At 29.9% G+C, this 14,368-nt stretch carries 12 protein-coding genes; 10 read left to right on the top strand and 2 right to left on the bottom strand.

All coding sequences use genetic code 11. The features are described 5' to 3' along the window. Window positions 1–101: 101 nt before the first annotated feature. Together ACR0P1_RS06115 and ACR0P1_RS06110 are read left to right on the top strand one after the other, a co-directional pair. Window positions 102–641, top strand: a complete 540-nt coding sequence (locus ACR0P1_RS06115) for a metallophosphoesterase (protein WP_432645520.1) — start codon at window positions 102–104, stop codon at window positions 639–641. Window position 642: 1 nt separating this feature from the next. After that, window positions 643–1,281: an RlmE family RNA methyltransferase gene (locus ACR0P1_RS06110; protein WP_432645519.1), complete on the top strand. Its 639-nt coding sequence runs from the start codon at window positions 643–645 to the stop codon at window positions 1,279–1,281. Here the strand turns inward: ACR0P1_RS06110 and ACR0P1_RS06105 are convergent. Next, window positions 1,278–1,697, bottom strand: a complete 420-nt coding sequence (locus ACR0P1_RS06105) for a hypothetical protein (protein ID WP_432645518.1) — start codon at window positions 1,695–1,697, stop codon at window positions 1,278–1,280. The genes ACR0P1_RS06110 and ACR0P1_RS06105 overlap by 4 nt on opposite strands. A 127-nt stretch (window positions 1,698–1,824) precedes the next feature. Here ACR0P1_RS06105 and mcm point away from each other — a divergent pair, with 127 nt between their 5' ends. The 5 genes from mcm to ACR0P1_RS06080 all read left to right on the top strand — a co-directional run bounded on the left by mcm (window position 1,825) and on the right by ACR0P1_RS06080 (window position 6,606). Next, window positions 1,825–3,828 carry a minichromosome maintenance protein MCM gene (gene mcm, locus ACR0P1_RS06100; protein ID WP_432645517.1) on the top strand — a complete coding sequence of 668 codons (2,004 nt, stop codon included), beginning with the start codon at window positions 1,825–1,827 and terminating at the stop codon, window positions 3,826–3,828. A 112-nt stretch (window positions 3,829–3,940) separates the two neighbouring features. Further along, entirely contained in the window at window positions 3,941–4,348 is a 408-nt protein-coding gene (locus tag ACR0P1_RS06095; RefSeq protein ID WP_067040760.1) for a translation initiation factor IF-2 subunit beta, read from the top strand. Window positions 4,349–4,381: 33 nt separating this feature from the next. After that, window positions 4,382–5,425: a 60S ribosomal export protein NMD3 gene (locus ACR0P1_RS06090; RefSeq protein ID WP_432645516.1), complete on the top strand. Its 1,044-nt coding sequence runs from the start codon at window positions 4,382–4,384 to the stop codon at window positions 5,423–5,425. Between the two features lie 8 nt (window positions 5,426–5,433). Continuing rightward, on the top strand, window positions 5,434–6,396 hold the full coding sequence (locus ACR0P1_RS06085) for a tyrosine--tRNA ligase (RefSeq protein WP_432645515.1): 963 nt from the start codon (window positions 5,434–5,436) through the stop codon (window positions 6,394–6,396). Then, window positions 6,397–6,606, top strand: coding sequence for a hypothetical protein (locus ACR0P1_RS06080; RefSeq protein ID WP_432645514.1), 210 nt, complete (start codon window positions 6,397–6,399; stop codon window positions 6,604–6,606). A gap of 17 nt (window positions 6,607–6,623) precedes the next feature. Here the strand turns inward: ACR0P1_RS06080 and tmk are convergent, their stop codons facing one another. Further along, window positions 6,624–7,202, bottom strand: coding sequence for a dTMP kinase (gene tmk, locus ACR0P1_RS06075; protein WP_432645513.1), 579 nt, complete (start codon window positions 7,200–7,202; stop codon window positions 6,624–6,626). An 80-nt stretch (window positions 7,203–7,282) separates the two neighbouring features. Here tmk and ACR0P1_RS06070 point away from each other — a divergent pair, with 80 nt between their 5' ends. The 3 genes from ACR0P1_RS06070 (at window position 7,283) to ACR0P1_RS06060 (ending at window position 14,205) form a co-directional block, all read left to right on the top strand. Next, window positions 7,283–9,787 carry a U32 family peptidase gene (locus ACR0P1_RS06070; RefSeq protein WP_432645512.1) on the top strand — a complete coding sequence of 835 codons (2,505 nt, stop codon included), beginning with the start codon at window positions 7,283–7,285 and terminating at the stop codon, window positions 9,785–9,787. After that, window positions 9,784–12,201 carry a DUF3656 domain-containing U32 family peptidase gene (locus ACR0P1_RS06065; RefSeq protein ID WP_432645511.1) on the top strand — a complete coding sequence of 806 codons (2,418 nt, stop codon included), beginning with the start codon at window positions 9,784–9,786 and terminating at the stop codon, window positions 12,199–12,201. Before ACR0P1_RS06070 ends, ACR0P1_RS06065 begins: the two co-directional genes overlap by 4 nt. A 78-nt stretch (window positions 12,202–12,279) precedes the next feature. Then, a complete protein-coding gene (locus ACR0P1_RS06060) occupies window positions 12,280–14,205 on the top strand; it encodes a MutS-related protein (protein WP_432645510.1) in 1,926 nt (641 codons plus the stop codon). Window positions 14,206–14,368 lie beyond the last annotated feature (163 nt).

Genomic DNA, 14,368 nt, shown 5'->3' with positions numbered 1-14,368 from the left:
TTTATTTGAAGTCAATTTTTAGAATAAATATTTTTAAAGTGGATAATATACTCATAAATTAAATATTATTAAAACAAATATTTTAAATGAATAAATAAGGATTGAAAATTATGTTAATCGGTTTGATTTCAGATACTCATATTCCAGACAGAGCAAAAGAAATACCTCAAAAAGTAATTGAAACTTTTAATGATGTTGATTTAATATTACATGCTGGAGACTTAACTTCCATGGAAGTTATAGAAAAATTAGAAGAAATAGCTCCCACCATGGCAATACAAGGAAATATGGATAGAATCAAAGGAATTGACCTTCCAAAAGCAAGAGTAATAGAAGCAGAAGATTTAAAAATCGGATTAATCCATGGAGAAGTTTATCCAAGAGCAGACACACAACAATTATTATATCTAGCAAGACAGTTAGGTGTGGATATTTTAGTATCTGGACATTCACACCAACCAAAAATTGAACAAATCGAAGGGATTCTACTTTTAAATCCGGGAAGCCCAATTGTACCAAGGCTTGCAGATAGAACTGTGATGTTACTTGAGATTAACAAAAAAGAAGTGGATGTGGAAATAATAAAAATTGGTGCACCGGTTTGCAGTGCACTTGACTTTGACAAATACAAGAGGGATTGAAATGGGAAGCAGATGGCAAATGGAAAAACACAATGACCCCTATTATAAAAAAGCTAAACAAGAAGATTACCGTTCAAGAGCATCATATAAACTCAAACAACTTGATAAAAAATATAAACTCATTAAAGAGGGAAACACCGTAGTAGACCTTGGAGCAGCACCAGGAGGATGGTCACAGGTTGCTCTTGAAAAGGTTGGTGAAGAAGGGATTGTTGTTGGAGTGGACTTAAATAGGTTTAAAAAATTCCATGAAGAAAATTATTATGGAATTAGAGGAGACTTTACAACACCAGAAATCCAAGAAAAAATTATGGGACTTATCGGTGGAAAGGCAAAAGTAGTTATGTCTGATGCTTCACCTTCACTCTGCGGAATTAAAAATATTGACCAACTTAGATCAATTGACTTGGTCAATGTTGTAATCGAAATAGCTGAAAACATATTAGAAGAAAAGGGAAACCTCATAATGAAAGTATTTCAAGGTCCTGAATATAAAAACATGTTAGATTCCCTTAAAGGTAAATTCAGACATGTAAGAACAACAAAACCTGCATCATCACGTAAAAAAAGTTCTGAAATGTATGTTGTTGGCTTGGAATATATGCCTAATAAAAGAAATAGAAAAAAAAGAAAAAATTAAAGACTATTATAAGCATCTTCAGCAGATTGGAGTTTTTCCTTAGCAAAGACTAATCTACTATCAACATCATTTGATGGTTTATCCGCATCTAAAGCACTTTGAACATTTTCAATAGCCGAATTGGCCCGAGACAATTCTAGTTTAGCTTCATTATAAACTTTAACATCATTAGAATCACCTGCATAATATGTTGATTTAATATTATCAAATTTTACAGATAAATTACCATATTCAGCTTTAAGTTCTGCAAGCTCGTCATATTGTGTTCCAGAGGATATGTCATTAGTAATGCTGGATGAAACAATACTATACCCCACATATGCCACAACAATGATTGTTGAAATTATCATTATTATTCCAACAACAGAAATCATCATAGAAGTAGATTTAAATAAATTTAATCTAGATTTTCTCATATTATCCTCACATAATTTATATAAAAAATATTAGATTATACTATATTAATTTTAGTATATAATTTTTATTACCAACACTATTTTTATCAAAATTTTTTTTAACTATGAAATAATAAATAATAAGATAATGAATTCAACTACTAAATCACAAACATCAATTGCAAAATTTGAAGAATTTTTTGCCACATCTTATAAGGATGATGTATTTGACATCCTTGAAAAATACCCTGATGAACGGTCACTTACTGTAGATTATCGTGCGCTAGAAATATTCGATCCAGATCTAGCAGATTTATTAATAGATAAACCAGAAGAAGTTATTCATGCTGCTAGTATAGCTATAAAAAACATTGACCCCCTCGTTAAAGATGCAGATATCAACATTCGTTTCGAACAGCTAAGTAACATTATCCCATTAAAAACCCTTTTAAGTAAATATATTGGAACTTTTGTTTCAGCAGATGGAATTGTTAGAAAAACTGATGAAATAAGACCCCGTATTGAAACTGGTGTCTTTGAATGTAGAGGCTGCATGAGATTACATGAAGTCGAACAGAGTTCAGCAAACACCATAATAGAACCTTCATTATGCAGTGAATGTGGTGGAAGATCATTTAGATTACTTCAGGAAGAATCCAAATATATTGATACACAAACTGCAAGAATGCAGGAACCTTTGGAAAACTTATCTGGAGGAACTGAACCTAAACAGATGTTGATGGTTTTAGAAGATGATTTAGTTGATAAATTAAACCCTGGAGATAAAGTAAGAATCACTGGGACTTTAAAAACTTTCAGAGAAGAAAGAAGTGGAAAATTTAAAAATTATATCTATGTAAACCATATTGAACCCCTTGAACAGGAATTTGAAGAATTACAACTCTCTGAAGAAGATGAAGAAGAAATCATTGAATTGTCAAAAGATCCTAATATTTACGATAAAATTATTAAATCAACAGCACCATCCATTAGAGGATATAGGGATGTAAAAGAAGCTATTGCACTGCAATTATTCGGAGGAGCAGCTAAAGAGCTTGAGGATGAAACTAAATTAAGAGGAGACATACACATCCTTATTGTTGGGGATCCAGGTATTGGTAAATCCCAAATATTAAAATATGTTTCCAGACTCGCTCCAAGAAGTATTTATACAAGTGGTAAAGGTACAACAGGTGCTGGTTTAACAGCTGCGGCAGTAAGAGATGAACTTGGAGGATGGTCTCTTGAAGCAGGTGCATTAGTACTTGGGGATCAAGGTAATGTTTGTGTTGACGAGCTCGATAAAATGAGATCAGAAGACAGATCTGCACTTCACGAAGCATTAGAACAACAAACTGTAAGTATTGCAAAAGCAGGTATTATGGCGACATTAAATTCCAGATGTTCAGTGCTTGCAGCAGCAAACCCTAAATTTGGAAGATTTGACAGATATAAAGTACTTGCAGAACAAATTGATTTACCAGCCCCAATTATTTCTCGTTTTGATTTAATTTTTGTTATTGAAGATAAACCAAGTAAAGAAAAAGATTCAGAATTAGCAGAACATATTTTAAAAACACACCAGTATAATACTGTTGATTATGAAATTGAACCAGAACTGCTAAGGAAATATATTGCTTATGCTCGTAAAAATGTTAATCCTAGATTAACCGAAGAAGCTAATGAAGTTTTAAAAGAGTTTTATGTAAGTACAAGAAACAGTAATCCTGAAGAACAAGGAGCAGTTCCTATTACTGCAAGACAACTTGAAGCTATTATTCGTTTGTCTGAAGCTAGTGCTAAAATTAAACTCAAAGAAACTGTTGATAAAGAGGATGCTGAAAAAGCTGTTAGATTACAATTAGCATGTCTTAAAGAAGTTGGTGTTGATCCTGAAACTGGAGAATTAGATGCTGATATTGTAAGTGGTGGAACACCAAAATCAGACAGAGATAAAATACAAAGAGTAACTGAAGAAATCAAACAACTAGAAGAAGAATATGCTGGACAAGCTCCTTTAAACATATTATTATCCAATATGAATGATAAATACGGCGTAAGTGAAGATAAAACCGAACAAATTATCAAAAACTTAGTCCAAAAAGGAGTTATTTATCAACCAGTAAATGGATATTTCAAACGTGTTGTTTAAATATCCCTTTTTTATTTTTTTATACGAAATTCCTTAATTAACAATACATTAATAAAGGAGTAAAATAAAATTTAATATATTACACTTATACTAATTTTCACGGAGAGATAACATGGATAAATACGAAGATTTATTAGAAAGAGCAATTGACCAATTACCTCCTGAAGTATTTGAACACAAAAGATTCAAAATTCCTAAAGCTTATTCAGATATCCAAGGTAATAGAACATTTATTAAAAACTTTAAAGATGTTGCAGAAGGTTTAAACAGAGACCCTCAACACTTATTAAAATTTTTAATGAGAGAATTAGGTACTGCAGGAAACATCGAAGGTCAAAGAGCAATTTTACAAGGTAAATTCACTCATTATTTAATTAATGAAAGAATTGAAGATTATGTAGATAAATATGTAATTTGTCACGAATGTAACAGACCAGATACTAGAATTATCAGAGAAGGTAGAATATTCTTACTTAAATGTGCTGCATGCGGTGCAACAGCACCTTTAAAATCTTTATAATTTTACCTTTTTTCTTATTTTTTTATTGATACTATGTTTTGTCCAGAGTGCGGAAGTACTGATAAAAAGATGATTGGCAACATCTGTATTGACTGTTTTTTAAAAGATTTTCAGATGATTGAACTGCCTAAAAGAATTGAAGTTCAAATTTGTAGCCATTGCAATAGTAAACTTGAAGAAGGAAAATGGAGTGAAGAATTCATTCCAGAAGAGGAAATAATTTATAGAGCACTTGAGCGAAACATAAAAATTGCTGACGAAGTCTCAAACGAAGTTATTAATTTGGAAATTGACCAAATGAAAGGCACAATCGCTGAATGCTATGTAGAAATTGTTGGAGAAGTTGAAGGAACTGAAATTGAAGAAACACAGGAAACTGAAGTTAAAATCCTAAAAACAGTTTGTCCAACATGCAGTAAAATACAGTCTGGATATTATGAATCTGTTATCCAATTCAGAGCAGACAATAGAGAAATAAAAAGTGAAGAATTTGAAAAAGCTGACGAAATAGTTGAAAAAATTTTAATAAAACAACTAAAAAATGACAAGTTGGCATATTGTCCGCAAATAGCAAAGCTTAAAGAAGGCCATGACTATTACATAGGTTCACTGAAAAGTGGTAGAAAAGTTGCTGAAGGTCTAAAAGAAGAGTTTGGAGGAGTAATTAAAGAATCTCCAAGACTTATCAGTGAGGACAAATCTACTGGAAAAGGAATTTACAGAATCTGGATTTCAGTTAGAATACCTGAATTTGAAATTAATGACTTTATCAAATTTGAAGATAAAATAATCCAGGTAACCGGTATTGATAAAAATAGAATCGTCGGCATGGATATTAAAGCAAATAAAAAGCAAAATATTCCTTTAAAGAATATTGAAAAAATAGAACTTGTTAAAAAAGCATCAGATATTGAAACAACAACAATAATTTCAATGTCTCCAAGTACAATTCAAATTTTAGATCCAGTTGATTATTCAGCAGTTGATTTAGAAATGAAAAAAGAATTCTCTAATTACAACATTGGAGATGAAATAAAACTTATACAAATTGATAATTACACATATTTACTAAACTAAGTGATAAAATGAATATTGAAGAAAAAATTCAGTTAATCGAAGAAGGAACCTTAGAAGTTATAGACACTGAAGAATTAAAAGAAGTACTTGCTAAAGATGAGCCTATAGCATATACAGGTTATGAACCTTCTGGTAAAATCCATTTAGGACATGCAGTAACTGTACAAAAACTTAAACAATTACAAAAATTAGGATTTAAAATCAAAATCCTTTTAGCAGATTATCATGCATTTTTAAATGGAAAAGGAACTATTGAAGAAATTGCCGAAACTGCTGAATACAATAAAAAATGTTTCCAAGCTCTTGGCCTCGATGAAAGCACTGAGTATGTTTACGGTTCATCATTTCAATTAGAACATGATTATACTGATAAAGTTTATCAATTAGCTACAATGACTACTTTAAAAAGAGCAAGAAGAAGTATGGATCAAGTAAGTCGTGCAGATGACAATCCTAAAGTAGCTAGTGTAATTTATCCAATTATGCAAACTGTGGACATGGCTGCTCTTAAAGTAGATGTTGCACTTGGTGGAATGGAACAGAGAAAAATCCAAATGTTAGCACGCGAAAACTTAGAAAAAATTGGAGAACAAATTCCTGTTTGTATCCATACCCCATTATTACATGGCCTTGACGGGGATGCAAAAATGTCTTCAAGTAAAGGAAATTACATTGCAGTAGATGACTCTGTTGAAGAAATTACTAAAAAAATCAACAAAAGTTACTGTCCACAAGGAGAAATTGAAGGCAACCCGATGATTGAAATTGCAGAAACTTTCGTTTATCCAAATCAAGAAAAATTACTCATTAAAAGACCTGAAAAATTCGGTGGAAACATTGAACTCACACATGATGAATTAATAAAAGACTTTAGTGAAGGTAATTTACACCCAATGGATTTAAAAAATGGAATTAAAGATTTCTTAATCGAATTCTTTGCACCGGTAAGAAAATACATGGAGGAACACTAAATGGCTGAAGAAAAAGAAGAATTTGAAATGGGTTTACCAAATGGTGTTGGTGAACAGATGCTTGCTCATGCATTCGAAAAATTCAATATTAAATTAGAACAAACTGAATTTGGACCTAAAATTATTGGGGAATATGATGAGCTTGTAAAAGCAAAAGAATTTTTAGAAACATCAATTCGTGACAGATTAAAAGAATTAGAAGGAGAATAATCTCCTTTATTTTTTATTTATTGTATGCAATCTGGACAGATTCCAAGATATGGTGCAACTGCTTTTTTAATATCTGAAGATACTTTATTTACACCATTGTTTGCATCAATGATTTCAGTAGTATAATTTTCAGCTAATTTTAAATAATTATCTTTAACATTAATTAAAAATTCCTCATTTTCAAAAGTATCATCGCCAGATGTTCTTGCAACTGATTTTTTAACATCTAAATCAAGTAAAATTAACAAATCTGGTTTTTTAGCATATTTATTTAAAATTTCAATCCACTCTTTAGGTTCTTGGTAAGCTAAACTTGAAATAAACGATCTATCTGAAATAAATATTTTTGATTTATCTTCTAGTTCATTTATTATCAGCATTCTATCCGCTGCAAACAGAAGTCCTAATGTTTTTTGAACCCTATCAGTTGTTGCATCAGGATGTTGTAATATTTTTCTAATGAGTTTTCCGACTTCTGAATTTGTTGGTTCAACTAATGTTTCAACTCTAAACCCATTATTCTCCAACCATTCTTTTAACAACTGGATTTGAGTTGATTTTCCAGCACCATCAATTCCTTCAAATACAATATACATAAGATAGAATATGTTTTAAATTTAATATATAATTAATTATAAAAATATACATGAATAATCAATCAAGGTGTAAAAATAAAATGATTTTAGAAGAATTATTAGCCCCGGCAGGCTCATATGAAGTATTAGTCACAGCAGTTAATGCTGGTGCAGATGCAGTTTATATTGCAGGGCCAAATTATGGTGCAAGAGCATATGCTAAAAATTTTACGATTGAGGAACTTGGAAAAGCAGTGCAATATGCTCATTTAAATGGTGCTCAAATCCATGTAACAGTCAACACATTAATCAATAACTTCGAAATAGTGGATGTATTAAACTATTTATTCAAATTATATCAAATTGGAGTTGATGCTGTTATTGTACAGGATTTAGGATTAATTTGGCTTTTAAAAACATTTATTCCCGACTTAGAAGTTCATGCATCAACACAAATGGGATTAAATAATTATAGTTCAATTAAATGGGCATCACAAAATAATATTAAAAGAGTCGTTCTACCAAGAGAAGTCAGTATAAATCAAATAAAAGAAACATACAATCAGCTTAAAAACGATGATATAGATATGGACATTGAAGTATTTGGTCACGGTGCACTATGTTACTGTGTTAGTGGAAAATGTTATATGTCATCATATAATAGTGGTAGAAGCGGCAATAGAGGAGCCTGTGCTCAACCCTGTAGAAGACAATACCGTCTAAAATACAGAGGATACAATATAGGAAACGGATTTTTGCTTTCAACTCATGATCTTGCAACTTACAATAACATAAAAGAAATTTCAGATGCTGGGGTCAAATCCCTTAAACTAGAAGGTAGAATGAAATCCAAAGATTATATTGGAACTATCGTAAACAGTTACAGGAATATTATTGATGGTAAACCTGGAGATTATGAAAAAGATTTACACCTTGTTTTTAACAGAAAATTTACCAATGGATACATTATGGGAGATAAACCTGGAGAAGTAATGGGAAGAGGAAGTTCCGGTCACGAAGGATTATACATTGGAGACATAACCAAAATTGAAGGAACAAAAGTTACTATTGAAATAAAAAATAAAGAAATTCCTGTTATCTTAGAGCCTGGAGATGGAATTGCATTCAAATACAATGGTAAAATTAAGGGAATTTACTTGGAAAATATCATAAAACAGGACGAAAATGAAATTATAATCGACACTACTCGTCTTGTTAAAGAAGGAACGGAAGTATTCATCAGTTATTCTGCATCAACTCATGAATACTTAAAACAATTCGAAAAAGAAAACATTAAAAATCATATTGGCCTCAATTTATCCCTAACCTGGGACAAGGAACTGAACTTATATACTAAGGTTGAATATCACGTTGATGGGGAATTAATCAATTTTAGGCATAAATCATTGGATATGTTCGAAAAAGCTAACAACAAGCCAGTAGATGAGAAAACAATTGAAACTCAACTTAATAAGACTGGTGGAACACCTTTCTTCATCGAGAATATTCGTTTTAATAATATGCCTAAGGATATGTTCATACAAATTCGTAAAATTAACCAGATTAGGCGAGAAATATTAGATACTGCAACTGAATTACTAATGAACCATTACACTCCAACTAAAAAGGCTGTAAAAGAAGTGCGTAAGAATTTAAGTAAATTTATAAAGGATTATGAAAATAATGAAGGAAAAGTCAAACAAAAAACACCTAAATTGTCCTTGTTCATTGATGATTTATCACAAATTAGGGCAGCATCAGGATTTGACTTAAAAAGAATTTATTTTGATGGAACATGCCATTATAACAATCCAGAAGACTACTTTAAAAATATTAAAGATACATTAATGAAAGGTAGTTTAATGGCCTCCCCAACAGAGTTTGTTTGGGTTTTATCTTCATTCATAACACAAGAAGATGCAATAAAATGTAGTGAAATTGTAAAAGAACTTGAAAATGAAGGAATAATCATTTCAGTAATGGGAGATTTCCCGGGCATGAAAGACATATTTGACTGCCCAATATATGGAAACCATAACTTAAACGTTTGGAATAGTTTCTGCGTGCGTAATTTAAACGAAGCAGGATTCAAATCATTAATATTATCCTCCGAACTTTCAGGTCGTGAAATTAAAGAGTTGGTGCTTAAGAATCATGATAGAAATATTGATTTGGAAATGATTGTTAATGGAAATCTTGAAGTGATTGTAAGTAAAGACGATTTTAGTAATTTAAATGATGGTAAAGACTTCATTATTTCAAATGATGCAGATTATGCAATACTTGAAGATAAAAAAAGGAAAAAATTCAAATATAAAGTATTCTTTGACTACAACAGACAAAGTCATATCATTAATAAGGATTGTTTATGTCTAATTGAAGAGATGAATGAAATTAAAGAATTTGGTCTTGATTCATTAATTCTCGATTGCAGATATTCTAATGAAAAATATACTGCACAAATATTATCAATTTATAATGAAAGTTTGCACAATAAAGACCAAGAGGAATTATCCAAATACAAATACCATATTATGGATTTCTCACAATCCTATATTAACAAAGGAAATTATATTGAAGGTAGATTACACGAGGATAAACAATGAGAATTCCAGAATTACTTGCACCTGTCGGGTCAATGGATCATTTAAAAATAGCAATAAATGCAGGAGCCAGTTCAGTTTATTTATCCGGAAAAAATTATGGTGCTCGCAAATTTGCAACTAACTTCACTTTAGATGAAATTAACGATGCAGTAGATATTGCACATATGCATAATGTTAAGGTTTATGTTACCGTAAATACATTAATTAAAGAAGATGAATTAGAAGATGTAATAAACTATGTCTCCAAGCTATATTCAATTGGAGTAGATGCCATTTTAGTGCAGGATTTAGGGTTAGTGGAATTAATTAACAAACATGTGCCTAAATTAAAAATCCATGCATCAACACAAATGACCTGTGAAAATAAATTGAAATTAGATTATCTTGAAAAAAAAGGCATAAAGCGTGTTGTACTTCCTCGTGAAATGAAAAAAGAAGAAATCAAAGCACTGAATACAAATATGGAATTTGAGATATTTGCACATGGAGCTTTATGTTATTCTTATTCCGGCCAGTGCTTAATGAGCAGTTTTAAGGGAGGGCGCAGTGGAAATAGAGGAACATGTGCTCAACCGTGTCGGCAAAAATACCAAATAGAAGGCATTAAAAAAGAGGATTATTATTTGTCCCCCTGTGATTTAAGCTTATTTAATCAGTTAAAGGAAATATCCGAATTGAATATTGCTTGCATCAAAATTGAAGGCAGAATGAGAAACAAAGAATATTTAGCCATTGTAATCCATGCCTATCGTGAAGCATTAAACAAACTAAAAAGTGAAAAAGAAACTAAAAACGAGAATATAAATCTTGTATTCAATAGGGGTTTATGTGAAGGATTATTTAATGATTCTCCAAAAAGAAGTTTGAAATCAGGTCATGTTGGATTGAAAATAGGTCGTGTTATAGAATCTAAGAAAAATCAAATCGCAATCAGATTAACTGACTCAGTTAAAACCATACCTGAAAAGGGAGATGGATTATTAATAGTCAAAAATGATGAAGATTATGGATTTGAAGTGTCTCAAAATCCCCTTATTACATCATTAAATCATTTTAAAAACGGTAAAAATAAACCAATGAAAGATTTGACCCGTAAGAATAAAGTATTAATCATTAAAAAAGTATGGCAAAATAAAAAAAGTGCTTTTGATTTAACTAAGTCTGATGTGTATTTAACAAAAAGAAATAAATTAAATAAAAAAGTTAAAGAAATTGAAACTAAAGGATCCAGTTTCATTAAATCCAAATTAATACTTACATTTTCTATTAAAAATAAGTTTCCCGTCCTAAAAGGTAGATTAACTCTTGCAAATAGAAAAGAATTCGAATGTGAAGTTATAGGAAACACACCTTTTGAAAAACCTCTCAAAAAGAGCGTTAGCAAAGAAACAATTAAAAAACAACTTCAAAAGATTGATAATTACCCATATCAAATTACTCAAATAAATGTTAATTATGATGGAACCTTATTTATCCCAATAAGTAAAATTAATGAACTTAGAAGAAATTTATTTAAAAAACTAGAAAAAGAGGTTACTAATTCATTTAAACATCCAAATAAAAAGATCCGATTGAAACACTTTAACAATACAAATAATAAACCAGAATGTAATCTCTCTTTTTATACAAATAACTTGAAACATTTAGAACACATTAAAAATGTTAAAAGAGTGTATTTGGAAATTCCAAACAATGATGATTCATTAATTCAGTCCAAAGAAACACCCAATATCAATTACATGATTAATTTCATTAAAAAAGCTTATGAGATATCATATGATAAAGATTATGAATTAATTTGGAAATGGTCAGACATAACTCATGATGAATTAATTAAATCATTAAATAAAGTAAGAGGTATACTGAATAAAATGAATTATAATTTAGATATAATGAGCAATAGTTTCAATGGTAAGTACGGATTCTATTCCATGAATATCACAAACAATGAAACAATTAGTAGCCTCAAAAATTATGAAATTTTAACATTGTCCCCCGAATTAAGTAAGAAAGATTACATTGATATAATCAAACATTGTAGATATCCTCATAAAATCGAAATACTAGTTCAGGGATCAGTTGAACTTATGAAAACTAGATATCCATTGTTATATGATACAGAAGTTAAAAAGAACTATGAGAATTACTTAATCGATAAGAAAAACAACAGATATCCAATTCATAAAAGCATTTCATCACAGGAATTAACCATTTTTGATGCTAGTGAACTTTCTTTAATTAATGAAATAACTTATTTAAAGAGCATTAATTACTCTAATTTTGCAATAGATGGAAGATATAAAAATGACGACTATTATAAAATGATTGATATTTATAATAATGCAATAAATGGAAAAATAGATGAGAAAAAGTTAATAGAATATAGTCCTAAAAATACAATAGCAAACTATTGATATTACTTTTCAAATGCTCTTGGAAATGTTGAATATATATTAAAAAGCAATACTGTAACAAATAAGGGTTTGATAAAAATGCAAAGGGAAAGGATTACATTGCAAAATATTAAAGGAATTGGAGATAAAATCTCTGAAAAGATTATAAAAAGTGTTGGAGGTGAAGAAGAACTCCAAAAAATAATTGATAATGTTGATGTTGAAAAAATAACCAACATTGACGGAATAAGTCAAAGAAAAGCAATTGATATTATGAATCAATTACTGAACAATGAAAAATGTGAATTTATAAAAAGCGATAGGGCTATGGAACTTTATGAAGACATTATCAATAAAATATTAGCATATTCAAACACTTCATATTCAAAAAATAGAATTTTGTTACTTTCCCCTTCAAAAAACATTGAAAAAATAAATTCACAGCTTGATTTTGTAATGAATGCAAAAAATCATGTTTCACAACTTCCAATAATTAAATTAAGAGGATTAATGAAAAATTTAAAAGAAGTCGAAGAAGTAAAAGCAGAATATGATCCAAGTAAAGCAATTCTCGTTGAAAGTGAAGAGGATAACTCATATCTTACTGATTTAGGACTTAATCAATATTATCCTATAATAACCGCAACCGATTCACCATTGCTTCAGGAAGAAATAATGAATTATGATTTGGTATTCTATGTATATTCTCAAGGAATACTTGACTTTGAAGGAATGCCCAATCTTGTAATGATTAATATTGAAGATAATGATTATGAAATTGTTCCTGAAAAAATAATCAATTTCTTTATTCAAAATAAAGAACTATTCACAAGAGTCCATGAAATACAAAAAATCAGAAACAAAGAAAGCGTGCTTGGAAAAATCATCCCCATTATTGAAGAAGTCAATATCATAGATAAAAGAGAAGTAGATATTGAAAAACTTGTTTATTCTCTTAAAGAAGATATGGATAATGAATTAGAAAAATCAATAAAGCAAGTTGATCTTGAAGGAGATGAAATTCTTAACTTATTAAACAACAATTTCCCTCCAAAAATTAGTAAAATTTTTGATGAAATTATAAATATAAGAAAAGAAATTATTCATGAAAGAACTGGGATAAGGTTTGATCCATTTTTAAGAACATACCCAATAGAAATAGATGATACTGAAATCCAAAGGATAATACTCGAACAATCATCAAAAAAAGAAAATGATATTTTTGACATTAAAAGGAATGCTGCAGTTGAATTAAACACAATTAAAAAGAAGGCTATTGAAGAAGTTAATGATGTTATAAAATTTGACTATGAATTCAGCTTAGGTAGTTTTGCATACGAATATGACTTATGCAGACCTGAATTCAGTGACGAAATCCAATTAGATGGAGCATTACATTTAGAATTAACACTTAAAAAGGATAAAGAACACATCCAAAAAGTAAATTACCAATTAACTCCAGAAGAAAATATTGCACTTTTAACCGGAGCAAATAGTGGTGGTAAAACAACATTACTTGAAACATTAACCCAAATATCAATAATGGCGCAAATGGGACTTCCTGTAAGTGCAAATAAAGCTAAAATTAAACTGTTCGATGAAATTTATCATTTCTCCAAAAAAAGATCACTTGATGCTGGAGCATTTGAATCATTCTTAAATGTGTTTATCCCAATTGTAACCACAAATAATGAAAAATTAGTACTTTTAGATGAACTTGAGGGAATAACAGAACTTGATGCAGCGGTTAAAATCATATCCACATTCATAGACATGATAAAAGAATCAAATTCATATGGTGTAATAGTTACTCATATGGCAAGAGAACTCATGAACTATACGGATATTAGAGTTGATGGTATCGAAGCAAAAGGATTAGATGAAGATTACAATTTAATTGTTGATAGAACACCTAAAATGAACTTCCTCGCTAAAAGTACTCCTGAGTTAATTCTAAAAAGAATATATGAAAAATCAGATGATAATTTAAAAGTAGTATATGCAAAAATTTTAGAAAAATTCTAAAGCATATCCTACTTGCTTTAAAATCCATAAAAAATACAATACAACTTTTTTTTAAAATAGTTAATAAAATCAGATAATATAATAATGAGCTTGCAGCGAAATGAAATTCCCATAGAAAAACCATAGTACACAAACAAAACACAAAAGGACTTCACTACTGGGA

It is taken from the genome of Methanobrevibacter sp., from assembly GCF_050872065.1.
In the GTDB taxonomy this organism is placed as follows: domain Archaea; phylum Methanobacteriota; class Methanobacteria; order Methanobacteriales; family Methanobacteriaceae; genus Methanocatella.
This window is presented reverse-complemented; position numbering and strand designations above follow the sequence as displayed.